A 15,229-nucleotide genomic window follows, 5' to 3' on the forward strand; every position below is an offset into this window, starting at 1 on the left:
AACATGCATTTGCTGCCGACAATGATCGGTCGGCTGTGGCCTTGCTTGCCGCAAATGACGATGACCAATCCGGACCGATTGGCGGGCGGGTCGACGCGGGCGGCGGGCTCGGCGCAAGCCAGGACCTCTATCTTATGGCAACCCTCAACGGGACGCCGACTGACCAGTTCGTGAAGGCCCGGCGAAAGCCGGAAGGCTTCTCCTTCCGTGCTGAAGACTTGCGAAACATCCGACTGCTTATCGACCGCAGTTTCAAACCGGACGATATGGTCCCCGCTTCGGCAATGGCGCAGGTTCGCTTCAGCTATGACGAAGAGCATCAGGTCCTCGACGTCCAGGCGCCTGACGCGTTTATCGCCTCCTTCTCGGTGGGGCTCGACACAGGCCGTCAGAGCTTCGATCCAGCCGACATCAAACCGCTCAACGGCTTAATGCTTGGATACGGCATCTACGGAACGGCAGATCGCGGAAATGTAAGCGTCTCTGCAAGCCTCGAGGCCGATCTGATGACGCGCGCCGGAACCTTCGTGACCACTGGCACGGTTGCCAGCACCAATTCGTCCGGGGGCCGGAACGCTGTGCGGTACGACAGTTACTGGCGCTATATCGATCCGCGGTCTGTTCGCTCCTACACCGTCGGGGATTTCAGCAGCAACGCGCAAAGCTGGACATCGGCGGTACGCCTTGGAGGCTTGCAGATCGCCAGCGCGTTCGAGCAGCGCGCAGATATCGTTACGAATGCGCTACCGCAGTTCGGCGGCTCTGCCGCGCTTCCATCCACAGTCGATCTCTACGTCAACCAGCAGAGGATCTACAGCGGGCAAGTGCCCTCAGGTCCGTTCGATCTGAAAGAGCTGCCTTACACGGCCAACGGCAACGTCAGGATGGTCGTTACCGACACCAATGGTCGTCAGGTCGCGGTGACCAAGCCGTTCTACTACACGCAGGGACTGCTGAAGAAAGGCCTGTTTACCTATTCATTCGACGTTGGTGCTCCGCGGCTTGATTTCGGGACGAGGTCGTTTGTCTACGACAGTATCCTGGCCGCAAGCGGCGTCGCCAAATATGGGCTTGGCAACGATCTGACGGTTGAACTTGCCGGGGAATACACCAGCGACGGCCTGGGTATGGCGGGCCTTGGTGCGGTGGCATCTTTGGGCGGAATCGGCGCCGTGCGCGGTTCGATCTCTGGCAGCCGCTACTCCGGTCATTCGGGCTTACAGTATGGGGCGCGGATCGAGGGCGCGGTTGGCGGTGTCCGTTTCTTCGCCGGCACGCAGCGCACCAGCGGCGAATATTTCGACCTGGGCCGAGTGTCGGCAATTCGGAGTACGCGCCGTCATGAGTACGGGCCCGGCCTGCAGCCAGGAGAGCGCGATAGCGTGATTGCCAACTCTGTGCTGTCGCGGATTAACGACCAGGCTGGTGTTTCCTTTCAGCCCTGGTTTGACAAGACATCGATATCCCTGAGCTACAATCGCATCGTGTCCTCGCTCAACCGCTTTGAGGCCATGAACTTCTCTCTCACGCGCGGGCTCGGCAGCAGAATCAGCATCTATGCAAATGGCTCGCTCGATCTCAACAACCGCCGAAACTATGGCCTCTATTTGACTTTCAGCATCCGTCCTGGCCAGCGCGCTTACGCAACGGCAGACTACGGCAATTCCGGCGGCGCTCACAGCTGGGGAATCCAATATTCTTCAACCGGGTCCGGTCGCCAGGGCGAGGTCAATTGGGGCGCTGCCTATCGCGGTGGGCAGAGTGGTCCTTCAAGCGAAAGCGCTTTCCTGAACTATCAGGCGCCTCAGGCCTTTGTGCAGGCGCGCGTTGACGAAAGCGGCGGGGCGTGGCGCGGCCAACTCGACCTGGAAGGATCGATCCTCGCCGCAGGCGGCGGGCTCTTTCCGGCACCGCGCGTGATGAATAGCTTTGTCGTCGTGGCCAATGCCGGACCCCACGTCGATGTCCTGCAAGGCGGGGTTCGGGTGGCGCGCACCGATTCCAACGGAAGGGCGCTGCTCCCCAATGTGATCCCTTATCAGCCAACCCACGTCTACCTGGATCCCGTAGCGCTTCCGGACGGCTGGGAGGTGTCGGAAACCGATCAGGTTGCAGTCGCCGCCTTTAAGCAGGGCGCCATGGTCGATTTCGGAGCACGAATGGCGCATGGGGCGACGATCAGCTTGGTCGGCGCCGACGGCAAGCCCATGGAACCCGGATATGTCGCGCAGCTCGAAGGTGGCGAGCGCGCCACGATCGGCTATGACGGGCTCGTCTATCTGCGCGGGCTGACTGCCAGGAACCGCCTCACCGTCGATCTGGGCGTATCTGGCACCTGCGCCGCGACATTTGCCTATGATGTGAACAAGATCGCCGACCAGATGATCGGGCCAGTGTCGTGCAGATAACAGGCAAGGGCCTCATCTGCGTTGCGGGAGCTTGTCTCGTCTGCACTGCGCCCGTTGCCGCACGCACCATCAACGATTCAGTCCGTCCGTTTCCCCACGGCAGGGTGATGCAGGTGGAGCTCAAGGTTGCGCCGAGCTGCAGCTTCACCATACGGTTCGAAGAAGCCGTGTTGATCCACTGTTCGACTGCGCGGCCCATGATCGTGACCCTGATCTCGGATACCGATCCTGCTTTTGCTGAACCCGTGGCAATCAGCCCGGGGCCTGAAATGAAGTTCCGTCCGCCGCGGCCCCGCCCGGATGGCGCTCAACGGCTCAACGTGGACTTCTGACATGCGAACGCCTGCCCGTTCGATAAGAATGTCGAGAGTCGAGAAGGCCGCGAGCCAGCGAATGAAAGCGTGCTTCAGCACAGAGGCACGCTTCGAACGCCTTCGCCGCGCAACTGGCCGCTGCCATTACCCAACCAATACGCTGAAATCGGGGAGTTCAAGCATGCACATCAGACGTCGGACAATCGCTTGGGCTCTAGCGATCTGCGGCAGCGCGCTCTTCCCAGATAGCGCCTGGGCGGCCAGCACAGCGACAAATCTATCGGTAACAGCCACTGTTGTATCGAGCTGCGCGGTAAATTCGACCTCGACACTCGCCTTCGGCGCGATCTCGGCAGGCACATTCCCTGTGAACAGCACTGGCTCTGTGACCTTTACCTGCTCCGGCGGAACGGCTTGGTTCGTCACTGCCACCCTCAGTTCCAATGCGTCCGGTTCGCAGCCGCGCATGGTGAGCAGCGGCCAATACCTGAGCTACAATATCTATTCGGATGGCGGCCGTACCGTGGCCTTCCCAACCGCGCTTGGCACGCTCGGTTCAGGCAATACTGGAGGAACGGGGACGGGCGGCCAGCAGACGGTGACTGTGTATGGTCAGGTGCCAAGCCAGCCCCTCCCGCCGGCTGCGACCTACACCGACACACTCACGCTGACCGTCAATTGGTGAGCCAGTCTGGCCGACGCTGACAGCACTTGATCAGGAAAATGGACATGAAGAACTTTCGCAGCCGGCTTCTGCCTGGTGTTTTGCTGGCGATTGCCGCCTTCGCTCCCGAAAGCGCGTTCGCCGGAGCAGGTGCAAACAATCTTTCAGTGAGCGCGACCGTATCGAGCAGTTGCAGCATTACCAGCACCACCGCCCTGGCGTTTGGAACCGCCACTGCATCGTCGCTTCCGCTCGATGGCCAGGGCGCGATCAGCTTCACTTGCACCAATACGACGCCATGGATGGTGTATGGTGACGTTGGTCAGAACGCCAGCGGATCGCAGCGGCGGATGATCAATTCCGGGCAATACCTTGCCTACAACATTTACGCCGATTCCGGGCGAACCGCTGTTTTCCCAGTTGCTCTCTCGAGCTTGGGTGCCGGTAACACCGGTGGCACCGGGACCGGCCTATCGCAGACGGTGACCGTCTACGGAAGAATTCCGGCGGGTACCGCCTTGCCCGCGCCCGGCACATATACGGATACCATTGTTTTGACGCTGAACTGGTGACCGGCATGAGGCCCGTATCTTCTGCGTCGCTCAAATGGTGCGCAGTGAGGGCGCTGGCTGGCAGCGCTTTACGCGGGGCACCACGCCCTTGTGTTCAGCGCGCGGGCCGCTCGCATCGCGGCGCCGCTACGCGACGTGCCTGCGCGATGGCGCTTGCGGCATTGAGCATTCCGCCCGGCTCGTTGCGGGCCGAGCCGCTCAACGTCTCGGTCCAGGTCCCGCTCGACTGTGAGTTCGACAGTGGCGCGAGCGGGGGGGTGACTTCGGGCCTGATCGACTTCGGTACGACGGGGGCCGTGGCCGGTCAGCGCGTCACCGCAATCGGCACAGTATACGTCCGCTGCAACCTGCTTACCGCTACGCCCTATGTTCGGTTGGATTACGGACAGAACGCAAGTGGAACCCAGCGCAGGCTGATCGGCCCGTCAGGCTTCCTCGTGCCTTATGAGTTGCGAATGGGGAGTGCTGCGGCGGCTTTGTGGGACGATCAACCTCACAGCATCGGGTACGGAACGACTTTCTCACAGGCTTTGCCGATCTACGGTGTGATAGCCTCCCTGCCTGCTGGCCTGCCGGACGGCGGCTACACGGACCTCGTGCACCTGCAACTCGATTATTGAACGGGCTGCGCGCACCTGTGCGGTCCGCGTTCGCATCCTGAGCGCAGCCCGGTGTTGATCGCAATGCGTTGATCGGCATGTGCGCTGGCGCGTGTTCAGCACTCCGGTCGGGTCTGCGCTCTTTTCCAATTCATACAGGCACTCAACTCCGGGCACGGTGCTAATTGCAGGACATGAAATAATCCAACCCCGGAGAGCTGCCATCGCGGCAAATGGGAAGTCTTGTGCTCCGAGGCTGTGAACTGAGGTGTGGGTCTCAGACGGAGTGGCAGCAACAATGCTCCGTTCTCCAGATTTGGTTCCTCAGGAGCGAAAGGCAAGTGCGCTACGCCATTGCCTGTAATACTGCGCCACATCGCCTTGTCCGGAACCATCGCTTGCCAGGCTCTCAAGACGGATGTCGGATTCGCTCCCAAAGGAGCGAGCCATGTCCGCAACCCGGATCTTGTGGGGTCAGATCATTGCCGTTTTTGCCGTGGTTCTCACGGGGCTGTGGGGGGCGACGCAATGGACTGCCGCTGCGTTGGGATTTCAATCGGCACTGGGCGCGCCATGGTTCTGGCTTGGCGGCTATCCGGTCTACATGCCGCTCTCCTTCTTCTGGTGGTGGTTTGCCTTTGAAGCCTATGCACCGCGAGTCTTTGAAACCGGCGGACTGATCGCGGCTGCCGGAGGCATCGTGGCCTTCGTCGTCGCGATCGCCATGTCGGTATGGCGTGCCCGGGAAGCGCGGCGCGCAGAAACCTATGGTTCGGCGCGCTGGGCGTCGCCGCCAGAAGTGCGCGCCGCAGGCCTGCTCAAGCCTGAAGGCATCATGCTTGGCCGGCTCGGCGGTGACTATCTGCGTCACGACGGTCCTGAGCACGTGCTCTGTTTCGCCCCGACGCGATCGGGCAAAGGTGTGGGGCTCGTGGTGCCGACCCTGCTCACTTGGCCCGGGTCGGTCATCGTCCATGATATCAAGGGCGAGAATTGGCAGCTTACCGGAGGATTCCGAGGGCGCCACGGGCGCGTGCTGCTGTTCGACCCCACCAACCCACGCTCTTCGCGCTACAATCCGCTGCTCGAGGTGCGGCGCGGCCAATGGGAAGTCCGCGACGTGCAGAATGTGGCCGATGTACTCGTCGACCCGGAAGGCTCGCTCGAGAAGCGCAACCATTGGGAAAAGACCAGCCACGCACTGCTCGTCGGCGCGATCCTCCATGTCCTCTATGCCGAGCAAGACAAGACGCTCGCTGGCGTCGCGGCCTTCCTGTCCGATCCATCGCGGCCGATCACGGCGGCGCTCAATCTCATGAAGACGACCCGCCACCTGGGCAAGGATGGCGTCCATCCGGTCGTCGCCTCTGCCGCCCAGGAGCTCCTCAACAAGAGCGACAATGAACGTTCGGGCGTGCTCTCGACCGCCATGTCGTTCCTCGGGATCTACCGCGATCCGGTCGTGGCCGAAGTGACCGGCGCATCGGACTGGCGGATCGACGAACTGGTCGAGGGCGATCGTCCGACGTCGCTCTATCTTGTCGTGCCGCCCTCCGACATCAGCCGGACCAAGCCGCTTATCCGCCTGATCCTAAACCAGATCGGACGGCGATTGACCGAGGAGCTCGATGCACGCGGCCAACATCGGCGCCAGAAGCTGCTGTTGATGCTCGACGAGTTTCCCGCGCTAGGCCGTCTCGACTTCTTCGAATCCGCTCTGGCCTTCATGGCGGGTTACGGGATCAAGAGCTTTCTCATCGCCCAGTCGCTCAACCAGATCGAGAAAGCCTATGGCCCGAGCAATGCGATCCTCGACAACTGCCATGTGCGCGTAGCCTTCGCGACCAACGATGAACGCACCGCCAAGCGGATCTCCGAGGCGCTCGGCACCGCGACAGAGATGCGGGCCATGAAGAATTACGCTGGACACCGCCTGTCGCCCTGGCTCGGGCACCTCATGGTGTCGCGCAGTGAAACTGCGCGTCCGCTCCTGACCCCCGGCGAAATCATGCAGCTGCCGCCAAGCGATGAAATCGTCATGGTCGCGGGACTACCGCCGATCCGGGCTCGCAAGGCGCGCTATTATGAGGACGGCCGTCTGATGTGCCGCGTGCTCGCGCCTCCCGCGCCGGAACAGCGGCGGGCTATTGCTGCCGATCATGAGTGGAGTGCGTTGGTCAAGGACATGGCCGACGTCGGCAGCGACGAACATGGGCGTGATGAGATCGGCCGGGAAGGGGAAGCAGAAGGGGCTGATGATCGGGCGACAGCGGCTCCTGCCTCACGTGCGGCCTCGCCGCGGGGCGAGGATTCGGATGGGGGTCTGCGCCGGCAGCCCGAGCTTCTGCCGCCCGACGAGATCAACCCGCAGCCACGAGCGCCAGTAAGCGAATTTGAGTTCGACGAGGCAGAGGCGGAGGACGACGCTCTGCGGGCTCTGCGTGCAAGTGATCGGCTGGCGCTGCGCAATGCAAGGACCGCATCGCTCGATCCCGATGACGGGATCGCATTATGAAAAAGCCTGCGGTCAAGCGCAGCATCCGTCTGCCCGCCGACCTGGCGCGCCATCTTGCCGATCACGCCGCGTCTCGCCGGGTACCTCAGGCTGCTGTCATCGAAGCCGCCTTGGCATCGCACCTCTCGCCCGATGGCCCCGAACGGCTCGAGGCGGCGTTTGCGCGGCGTCTCGATCGGATCGGCCGCCAGCTCGACCGGCTGCAATGGCACGTCGAACTCTCTAACGAGACCCTGGCGCTGTTCATCCGCTTTTGGCTGACCACGACGCCCCCACTGGCAGAAACGGCGCTCAAGGCGGCGCAGGCTAGCGGGAAGGAGCGATGGGAGCGGTTCGTCGAAACGCTTAACCGGCGCCTCGAGTTGGGTCCCCGGCTGCGCGATGATGTGGCGATGGACAAGGACAATGCCCTAGGCGAGCCCGGACGGTAAGCAGGCCACGTAAAATGCGCAAACGCACTGTGATCTTGTATTAATCCGGATTAACCCTCGTTGCATTTTTGGAACGCACCCGTCATATTTTGACTGGGGGAACCGCTACCAGAGTACTGGCTTTCCGGGATCTTAGCTCAGAACAAGACCCGCCGCGCTTTCAATTGAATAGGCAGTGGAGAGGTTATCTGCTGCCCTGTTCTGCAGCGCGCCGGCTTTTGGAAGACTGGTGTGCGGCCGCCCCCCTCTGTTGGCGCGTGGGATCAAAGGTGTGCTCGCGGTGTGGAAATTTCGGCCAAATGGCGGAGGGGGCAATCATCCGCGCAAGAGGCGCAGCTTGTGGGCTGCGCCGATCAAGCGAGGGTGTGTAGGCGCGCTCCTTGCTGCCATCAGCCTGACGGTCGCTCCCGCTACCGTGCACGCCACCTGCTGGTCGGGCGGCGATGCGCAGGTGCGGCGACTGCAGGCTGCGGTAGACACCGACCCCAAGGCCGCTCTGCCCAGGATCGATGCCGCGCTCCGGACACTTCACATGGGTGACACCCGCCCAGGAGAGCAGAGGAGTTGGCTCCTGGCGGTGCGGACTGCCGCGCTGGTTGGGCTGGTCCGTTACGAAGAGGCGGAGAAGACCGCTTCGTCCGCGCTTTCCGATCCAAATCTTGGTGCCGCTGCACGCGCTGAACTGTTGGGGCAGCTCGTTGCCGTCTCATTTTCAAGACCCGCGGCCCAGCTTGGCTCACTGTTGACCGAGCTTCAGGTCTTGAGGAGGGGCTTTCCCGTCGGCACCCCTGCGTCGGTCTGCACGGCCAATACCATGTCCATTCTGCAAAGGGCCTTGGGGTCGATCGAAGAGTCGCTTCGGACCGGGGGAAATGCCTACCGCGAAGCGAAGGCCGCCAGGCTCGACGGACAGGCAGCCTATGTTGCCCTCAACCTGACCGCGCTGATCTCGCCGACCGGCGATTACGCCCAGGCTGATGATCTTGCGCGCGAAGCCGAAGTTTGGGCTACCCGTAAGGGGTACACGCACCAGCTGCTGCTGGCGTCGTTCATGCGGGCACAGGTGCTGTCTCACAGCAATCCTGCTCTGGCGGCGGAAAAGTTCCTGAAAGCAGCACAACTCTCGCGCCAGCTCGGCATGTCGTCCGGTGCGGCAGAGCAGGGAGCGTGCAGCGCCCTGCTGTCACTTGGGAAACTCGATACAGCGGAAGCGGCGTGCCGGCGTGCCATGGGGGATCTTGGTCCCAGCGATACGATCCCGCGGACCCTTACAGCGCGGCTCCTTGGCGATATCGCGCTGGCCCGTGGCGACGCTGCTGAGGCGCTCGCCCGCTACAACGCGTTGCTAAGCCAGCTTTCGGCGCCAGCTTTGGGCAAGATTGCCGATATGGTGCGCCAGAGCAGATCCGAGGCGCTTGCAAGGCTTGGCAGGTATCAGGAAGCCTATACCGATCTGAAGACCGTCAACACCAATTTGGCGGCGCGCTCGGACGCGCAACGGGCACGCGACCTTGCAGACGCACGCGCCCGGTTCGGATGGGATCGACAGCGGATTGCCAATGCCGAACTCGAACGCGATCTCGCCAAGGCCGATGCCCGCGATGCTGCGCGGCGCCTTTGGATGTGGACAGTTGCCGGATGGGCAGTTCTTTTGGCAGCGACATTGACCTGGGTCGTGGTCACAGGCCGGCGCCATCGGCGCAAGCTCGAGAACCTGGCCGACGAAGCGCGCGAAATGGCCCGCACCAAGGCCGAACTGCTCGCGAATATGAGCCATGAAATCCGCTCGCCGCTTGGAAGCCTGACACTGGCGGCAACGCGGCTCGCTCAATCGTCCGATATTCCCGAGGAGGGCCGACAGCGAGCGGAGCGGCTTGGGCGCGCCGGCGACAGGCTCATAGCGCTGCTCGATGATCTTCTGCTCTTCTCGCGCATCGACGCGAAGCGCCTCCCGGTATCGGCGGAGCCATTCGATCCACGAGCGCTTGTCCAGGAAATGGCCAGCCTTGTGGAGCCGAAAGCGCATCTGGCTGGAGCTGAGCTCTCTGTCAAAGTCGATCCCGACGCGCCGGCCAGTGTCGTGGGGGACCGTAACCGTCTGGCCCAGATCCTCACCAACCTGCTCGATAACGCAGTCCGTCACGCCAATGCCACGAATATCACCTTGGCACTGGCGCCTTTCGGTAGCGCGCAATATCGCCTGACTGTCGCCGACGACGGCAAGGGCATCCCAAGCGATCGGCGCCGATTGATGTTCCAGCGCTTCTCGCAGGTGGACGGCGCGAGTGCGTCCGCGGAAGGTTCGGGGCTGGGCCTTGCGATCTGCAAGGGCTTGGCCGAGCTTCTGGGTGGTGACATCGAAATCGAGGACAGCAGGTCCGGGCTCAAGGTACATGTCACACTACCGCTTGTTGCGGATGACCGATGCGCGGTCGCGGTCCTGGCGCGCGCAGCATGAGCCAGGGCTAGCACGCTGCAGTTGCTCGGTTGATCTTCGTCACTGCCATGACGGCCGCTGGCGCCGTATGCTTGGTGGCGCCCCAATTTGCGAGCAGGCGGAAATAAGAATGAATTCGACGAACCGGAAGGGCCAGGCGATCGCCAGTCTCTCGCCATGGGCAGCTCAGCCCGTACTGATCGTCGAGGACGATCCCCTGATGCGCGATGAGATCGTCGGGCTCCTGTCCGACGTCGGCTATCGGGTGCACGCGTTTGCGGGTGCCGACCAGCTGTTTGCGGCCGAACCCGAACCTGCGGGAATTCTGATCCTCGATCTGCGCCTCAAGGGCCCGAGCGGCCTCCTGCTCCAGCAGAAGCTTGCCGGGCGCAGTGATGTCCAGATCATATTCATCAGTGGCCATGCCGAGGTGGAGGATGCAGTGGCGGCGATGAAGGCGGGGGCTTTCGAGTTTCTGGTCAAACCGTTCAGGCCCCAGGCACTGATCGATGCGGTGGGCGGCGCGTTCGAGCGGCTGGGGAGCGCGAGAGCCGAGCTCATCCATGTCGAAGCGGTCCAGGCTTCGTTTGACAGTCTGACCGAGACCGAGCGCGAGATCGCCCTCTTGCTTGCCCAGGGCCTGCGCAACAAGCAGGTTGCCTACATTTCCGGTAAAGCCGAAAACACGGTCAAGGTGCATCGTGCGCGGGTCATGCAGAAGATGGGGGTGACTTCGCTGATCGAACTATCCCGCCATCTGCAGCGGATCGGCATTGGCAGCGACGCGGGCACCTGACCTGGCGGCGTCATATGACGATTCTATGAAAAACAACCGCGCGGTCGTGCCGTAGCGGCGACTCAACGCGTGCCTGTTTCTCGCAGCCAGCAGTTCATGCTGCAATGCGTCATACGTCGCTTGATATAAGGGAAAATATTCTTTCAGTTGCAACCAACCGAGCAAAAACTGGTTGGGAAGGAGAGGTGCGGGAAGGTGCGCGATTTAGCGCGAGCGCAATTAGCAAAGGGGAAAATTGCACCTTTAAATCAAGTGCTTGCACCAGAAAACTTGAAACAGAATAACTAGTTCTGTTGCGGTGTGCAAGCATCATAGCCGATTCTCCACCTTCTGACTTGCATTTTATTTCGTTGGATGCGCTGCGCATCGTTACTCCAGGACGCGCCAACCGACGGGGCCAAATGCATGGTCTACTTCGCTGCAATCGCAGAATAATCCGGCAGTTTCATCGCATTGTTGCGCCACATCCTGCGCGCGATATTGCGCTCTTCCGGCCCCATGGCGCCGGCATAAATCGCCGTGGTTCGCATATCTGCATGGCCCAGCCAGCGCTGCACCAGATTGAGGGGAACCTGGCTCTGGATCGCGGACACACCGAAGCAGTGTCGCAGTCCTTTCGGCATTGCGTGTTGCCCGTTCAGATTGGCCGACTCCATCACTTTGCGGATGCGCCGATAGGCCGTGACCCGGGAGAAGGACCAGAGCCTGGGAGCATCTTTGCCTTGACCAATATGGTCCCTGAGATCGTGCACCTCGGTGAGAAGATCGATCAGCGCAGCCGGCACTGGAATCGAACGATAGATGCCGCGGCGGCGCTTCTTCAGGCACTCGATGACGATCATGCGGTCATGTCGATCTATACTGTTAGCTGTCAGTGAAAGTGCCTCGGATATGCGGCATCCGGTCGCCGAGATCACCCAGCATAAAGTTAGTGTTTCCCGCTCGAAGTTCGCAGCCGCGGAAAGGAACGAACGCCGCTCGGCGCTGGTGAGGTATTTTCTTTGGCCATTACTGCCATAGATCATCTGTTGCATCGGAAAGCGCCCTTGTTCTTGATGTTGTCTGGTTGGCAGGGCGTCGGCGTAAACCGCAATCGCCCAACCATGTAACAGAACTAGTTATTCCGTCTCGGCAGGAGGGGGCGGATTCGCCCTCGCAGCCGGGGGCAAACATGCGGATCGAACGGATCCCTGAAGGGGCAAATGAAAGAGGCGGGGCGGCGAATTGGCCGCTCCGTGCCCCGCGTGGCGCTGCCGGGCCCATTGCTGATTCAGTTGCGACGATCCTGTTGCTCGCTGTCAGGATCGATAACTTCGACGCCCTCCGTACGAGCTATGGTGACGGCGTCGCTGCCGAGATTGCCGCGTCGGTCAGGTCCTTCTTCCAGGTTCGGTTCGATGATGCTGTCGGCATGGTTGGCGGTGTGATCCGCCGGGGTGCGGCGGAATTCGACGTCATCGCGCGCGGCTCGGCAGGGTGTGGGCTGCTTTCGGTGCGTCCAGAATATGAGCGGATCAAAGCCTGGTTCGCCGCCTGTGCCCGCGTGCCTGTGCGGGCACAGGGCTCGTCCGTCCACGTCGCCCTGTCATGGGCCTGCGTGGAAACGGATACCGATTACGACGATGACGAGGTTCTGAACCTTCTTCTTATCGAGGCGCGCGGACGAATCCCCCGTCAACGGCAATTGCCGCCTGCAGGCGGCGATGTTTCGGATCTGCCTGCACGCGACATGGCGGCGGCGGCGACGCTTTATGCGGAACTGAACGCTGCGGCGCTCCAATTTGCCTGGCGTCCCGTCCGCAGTTTGGACAGCGACGCGGTCCTCTTCCTCCGCGCCTTTATCGCCGCCCCCGGCAACGGCGGCCAGATCGAAACGCGCGATCTGGCCTATCGCTCGCTGGAGCGTCTGGGCGTGGTTCAGGCCTTCGATCAAGCCATGGTGGCGCAGGCGATCGAACATCTGGCGCACAGCGACAGTCATTCTGTCTGCGTTCCGGTGTCGGCGCTGAGCTTTCGCGCGACGGGTTGGTGGGACGCGGTACTGAGCCATTTGGCGGGCGACCGGGCACTGGCCTCGCGGCTCTTTATTGCGCTCGACTGCACGCAGTCCTTTGTGGTCGCGAGCGAGGCGGTGGATTTCGCGGACCGTCTGTACCGCCTTGGCTGCCGTGTTGTGCTGGAGGGGTTGGGTTCAGGTCAGATCGCGATCGCCACGCTGATGGCGCTTCGACCGCATGTCGTCACGCTCGATTCCCTCTTGCTGCGCCTCTCCTCGCGCCGCGAGCCGGATGAACAGCTGTTTCGCCGAATCGTCGGCCTCGCCAGTTCGCTCGCGCCGGTCGTCGTTGTCGAAGGCGTGGATGACGGTGAGCGCGCGCTGCTTGCTGCTGACGCTGGCGCACACTGGGGAACCGGCGACTACCTCGGCCAGGCAAGCTGGCGGGGACCGTCGCGAGCCGAGCATCGTGCCGCGCAGACCGCAGCCTTTTCGGTCTTTTCCGATCCTTTCCAGCGCAAACAGGAGGGGCCGCGATGAGCTCCGATCACGAGTTTCTGCTCGACGTCCTGGCCGATCCTGAGGTGCAGCCCTGGCCGGACGATGAGCCCTTCAAGTTCGCCCGGGGCATGTTGTTGGCACTCCCGCTCAGCGGTCTGCTGTGGGTCGGTATCTTCTTCGCCGTGCGGGCGCTCTGGTGAGGGCGCGCGTCTTGGCAATTTCCGAGGTCTTCGGGTCGCACTCCGAAGCCCGGTCTTTTGACCGGGGTGGCGGGGAAGGGCGTACGCTTTTCGGAGCGGACGTTCTTCTCTGCCGCGCAGAACGGTCTCGTCGGTCGGCCGACCGTGTGAACGCGCCAGCCTCGGCTTTCCTTCCAATTTTTGTCCAACGGAGAGCCTGCGCATGAGGCGATTGCGTCGGCGGCGTGCCTTTTGGCTGCTGCCCCTTTTAACCTTGTCGGCCAGTGTTGGTGCGCAAACCGGCAGTGCTCCGCAGAAGCAGTCTGCCGGGACTGTGCCGGTCGCTCCGGCGCAGGCGCAGCCCGCGCGGCTTTCGGCCAACTATTTCGTGGCGCAGGCCATTCAGGTTTCCGAGGCGGCAGCGAGCGGCCTGCTGGACGGCGTCTACGCCACAGCCTCGCCGATCATGAAGGCGGCGCAGGGGAAGCAGGCCTTTGTTGCGCAGACACGCGACATATTCAACCAATCCGGAACAGCAACGGCACGCGACTGGGTCTCGGTGCGCCGCGAGAGTGTGGGCGCAAGCACGACGCAGGGGGCACCGCCGCCCGGGGACTATATCGTCGTTTTGCTCGGCGTCGAGACGGGGCCGCAGCGCGGCCGGCTCGAAACTGTGACCTTCCATCGGGACAGCGACAACCAGTGGCGCCTCTGCGGCTTCGTCGCAGCGCCCGTCGGTCAGCCCGCACCCACCACCACTCCGAAGAAATAGCCGGTCCCGTCGAACGGGTCGCAATCATCCAGGCAAGGGGAACACCATGAATTACAAGTCTTATGAGGAGCGCCGTCAGGCGCGACAGAAGAGCCACGCACATTTCGGGAACGCGGTCGGCATTCGGTCGGCGGGCAAGGGTGTGCGGCGGCGGATCATGGCGATCCTGCGGCTTTCGTCGATGTATGTTGTGTTTGGGAGGAAGGCGCGGGTTGGGGCGCTGGGGGTTGGAGCGGTTGCTGCGTCAGTGGCAACACTTACACTTCAACCAAATCCGGCCATTGCACAAGTTTATCTGCAGGGAGATACATCCGGTTCGGATACCGTTTGCGTCGGACTAAAAGAACAGACCAGCATATTCTCGGATTCAGGCGGAGGATGTGTTTCAAATAGTGCGCCGATAATTACAACGGGATCGCTATTTTACTCTACACATTACACAAACTCAATGGATAGTCTGAGCCTTGGTGGAAGGCTGTTCGTAAATGAAGGAAGAATTGGAGCAACTGATATCGTTGGCGGTTCCTATTCGCTCCGCATGGGCAGCGTCGCGACGCTGAATGCAACGGCGGGTGCGAATGCTATTGCAATTGGTTCGATGCAAACGACGGGCAGCAATGGCGCAACGACGGTGGCTACCATCGCAAGTGGCAATATGGCAATCGCGCTGGGCGGAAACGCCAACGCCACTGGCGACTTTACCACCTCTATCGGCGGTGGCAGCGTAGCGGCTGGACAGTATGCGATCTCTGTGGGTCAAAATGCTGGCCTTACTTACTCAGGTGCCCGATCTACTTCATTGGGCGTCAGCTCCGGAGCAGCAGACTACGGGGTCGCTGTTGGCAACAGCGCTACAGCCAGTGCATTGGGTTCCTCCGCACTCGGAAGTTCTGCGGCAGCTTCTGGCAACTATGCGACGGCCTTAGGCGCGAACGCGAATGCAAGCATCGCTGGCGCGACTGCCATAGGCGGAAATGCGACCGCCGGTGCCAAAGCTGGAGGTACGGATTCTATCGCAATTGGGGGGCAGGCCTCAATTTCGACA

At 62.0% G+C, this 15,229-nt stretch carries 14 protein-coding genes; 12 read left to right on the forward strand and 2 right to left on the reverse strand.

What is annotated here, in order from left to right; genetic code table 11:
• Positions 1–35: 35 nt before the first annotated feature.
• From FHT19_RS05045 to FHT19_RS05085, 9 genes are all read left to right on the forward strand, one after another.
• Positions 36–2,408, forward strand: a complete 2,373-nt coding sequence (locus FHT19_RS05045) for a fimbria/pilus outer membrane usher protein (protein ID WP_169474149.1) — start codon at positions 36–38, stop codon at positions 2,406–2,408.
• Between the two features lie 107 nt (positions 2,409–2,515).
• On the forward strand, positions 2,516–2,740 hold the full coding sequence (locus tag FHT19_RS05050) for a hypothetical protein (protein WP_169474150.1): 225 nt from the start codon (positions 2,516–2,518) through the stop codon (positions 2,738–2,740).
• Between the two features lie 163 nt (positions 2,741–2,903).
• Positions 2,904–3,407, forward strand: a complete 504-nt coding sequence (locus tag FHT19_RS05055) for a spore coat U domain-containing protein (protein WP_169474151.1) — start codon at positions 2,904–2,906, stop codon at positions 3,405–3,407.
• A gap of 44 nt (positions 3,408–3,451) precedes the next feature.
• The gene (locus FHT19_RS05060; protein WP_169474152.1) at positions 3,452–3,958 is read left to right on the forward strand and encodes a spore coat U domain-containing protein; all 507 of its coding nucleotides are present in this window, start codon (positions 3,452–3,454) and stop codon (positions 3,956–3,958) included.
• Positions 3,959–4,104: 146 nt separating this feature from the next.
• Complete coding sequence (locus FHT19_RS05065) at positions 4,105–4,578, forward strand: spore coat protein U domain-containing protein (protein WP_169474153.1); 474 nt, start codon at positions 4,105–4,107, stop codon at positions 4,576–4,578.
• A gap of 427 nt (positions 4,579–5,005) precedes the next feature.
• On the forward strand, positions 5,006–7,072 hold the full coding sequence (locus FHT19_RS05070) for a conjugal transfer protein TraG (protein WP_169474154.1): 2,067 nt from the start codon (positions 5,006–5,008) through the stop codon (positions 7,070–7,072).
• Positions 7,069–7,503 (forward strand): CopG family transcriptional regulator, encoded by a 435-nt coding sequence (locus FHT19_RS05075; RefSeq protein ID WP_169474155.1) that lies wholly within the window; start codon positions 7,069–7,071, stop codon positions 7,501–7,503. The genes FHT19_RS05070 and FHT19_RS05075 overlap by 4 nt, the downstream gene beginning before the upstream one ends.
• Positions 7,504–7,918: 415 nt before the next feature.
• A complete protein-coding gene (locus tag FHT19_RS24740; RefSeq protein ID WP_169474156.1) occupies positions 7,919–9,961 on the forward strand; it encodes an ATP-binding protein in 2,043 nt (680 codons plus the stop codon).
• A 109-nt stretch (positions 9,962–10,070) separates the two neighbouring features.
• Positions 10,071–10,736: a response regulator gene (locus FHT19_RS05085; RefSeq protein ID WP_169474157.1), complete on the forward strand. Its 666-nt coding sequence runs from the start codon at positions 10,071–10,073 to the stop codon at positions 10,734–10,736.
• A 109-nt stretch (positions 10,737–10,845) separates the two neighbouring features.
• On the opposite strand, the gene FHT19_RS05090 is transcribed toward FHT19_RS05085, so the two are convergent.
• Together FHT19_RS05090 and FHT19_RS05095 are read right to left on the reverse strand one after the other, a co-directional pair.
• Positions 10,846–11,103, reverse strand: a complete 258-nt coding sequence (locus tag FHT19_RS05090) for a hypothetical protein (RefSeq protein ID WP_169474158.1) — start codon at positions 11,101–11,103, stop codon at positions 10,846–10,848.
• Positions 11,104–11,146: 43 nt separating this feature from the next.
• Entirely contained in the window at positions 11,147–11,770 is a 624-nt protein-coding gene (locus FHT19_RS05095) for a site-specific integrase (RefSeq protein WP_248290272.1), read from the reverse strand.
• Positions 11,771–11,907: 137 nt separating this feature from the next.
• Here FHT19_RS05095 and FHT19_RS05100 point away from each other — a divergent pair, with 137 nt between their 5' ends.
• From FHT19_RS05100 to FHT19_RS05110, 3 genes are all read left to right on the forward strand, one after another.
• On the forward strand, positions 11,908–13,272 hold the full coding sequence (locus tag FHT19_RS05100; RefSeq protein WP_169474159.1) for an EAL domain-containing protein: 1,365 nt from the start codon (positions 11,908–11,910) through the stop codon (positions 13,270–13,272).
• The gene (locus FHT19_RS05105; protein ID WP_169474160.1) at positions 13,269–13,433 is read left to right on the forward strand and encodes a hypothetical protein; all 165 of its coding nucleotides are present in this window, start codon (positions 13,269–13,271) and stop codon (positions 13,431–13,433) included. Before FHT19_RS05100 ends, FHT19_RS05105 begins: the two co-directional genes overlap by 4 nt.
• 202 nt (positions 13,434–13,635) lie before the next feature.
• Positions 13,636–14,184, forward strand: coding sequence for a DUF4019 domain-containing protein (locus FHT19_RS05110; protein WP_169474161.1), 549 nt, complete (start codon positions 13,636–13,638; stop codon positions 14,182–14,184).
• Positions 14,185–15,229: the final 1,045 nt, after the last annotated feature.

The sequence above is a fragment of the Novosphingobium sp. SG919 genome, from assembly GCF_012932495.1.
Taxonomy (GTDB): domain Bacteria; phylum Pseudomonadota; class Alphaproteobacteria; order Sphingomonadales; family Sphingomonadaceae; genus Novosphingobium; species Novosphingobium rhizosphaerae.

What these genes read in the sequence shown, in the direction of transcription:
- FHT19_RS05050 (WP_169474150.1), top strand. Translation starts at nt 2,516, where the DNA reads ATGCAGGTGGAGCTCAAGGTTGCGCCGAGCTGCAGCTTCACCATACGG.
- FHT19_RS05055 (WP_169474151.1), top strand. Translation starts at nt 2,904, where the DNA reads ATGCACATCAGACGTCGGACAATCGCTTGGGCTCTAGCGATCTGCGGC.
- FHT19_RS05060 (WP_169474152.1), top strand. Translation starts at nt 3,452, where the DNA reads ATGAAGAACTTTCGCAGCCGGCTTCTGCCTGGTGTTTTGCTGGCGATT.
- FHT19_RS05065 (WP_169474153.1), top strand. Translation starts at nt 4,105, where the DNA reads ATGGCGCTTGCGGCATTGAGCATTCCGCCCGGCTCGTTGCGGGCCGAG.
- FHT19_RS05070 (WP_169474154.1), top strand. Translation starts at nt 5,006, where the DNA reads ATGTCCGCAACCCGGATCTTGTGGGGTCAGATCATTGCCGTTTTTGCC.
- FHT19_RS05075 (WP_169474155.1), top strand. Translation starts at nt 7,069, where the DNA reads ATGAAAAAGCCTGCGGTCAAGCGCAGCATCCGTCTGCCCGCCGACCTG.
- FHT19_RS05085 (WP_169474157.1), top strand. Translation starts at nt 10,071, where the DNA reads ATGAATTCGACGAACCGGAAGGGCCAGGCGATCGCCAGTCTCTCGCCA.
- FHT19_RS05090 (WP_169474158.1), bottom strand. Translation starts at nt 11,103, where the DNA reads ATGCGCAGCGCATCCAACGAAATAAAATGCAAGTCAGAAGGTGGAGAA.
- FHT19_RS05095 (WP_248290272.1), bottom strand. Translation starts at nt 11,770, where the DNA reads ATGCAACAGATGATCTATGGCAGTAATGGCCAAAGAAAATACCTCACC.
- FHT19_RS05100 (WP_169474159.1), top strand. Translation starts at nt 11,908, where the DNA reads ATGCGGATCGAACGGATCCCTGAAGGGGCAAATGAAAGAGGCGGGGCG.
- FHT19_RS05105 (WP_169474160.1), top strand. Translation starts at nt 13,269, where the DNA reads ATGAGCTCCGATCACGAGTTTCTGCTCGACGTCCTGGCCGATCCTGAG.
- FHT19_RS05110 (WP_169474161.1), top strand. Translation starts at nt 13,636, where the DNA reads ATGAGGCGATTGCGTCGGCGGCGTGCCTTTTGGCTGCTGCCCCTTTTA.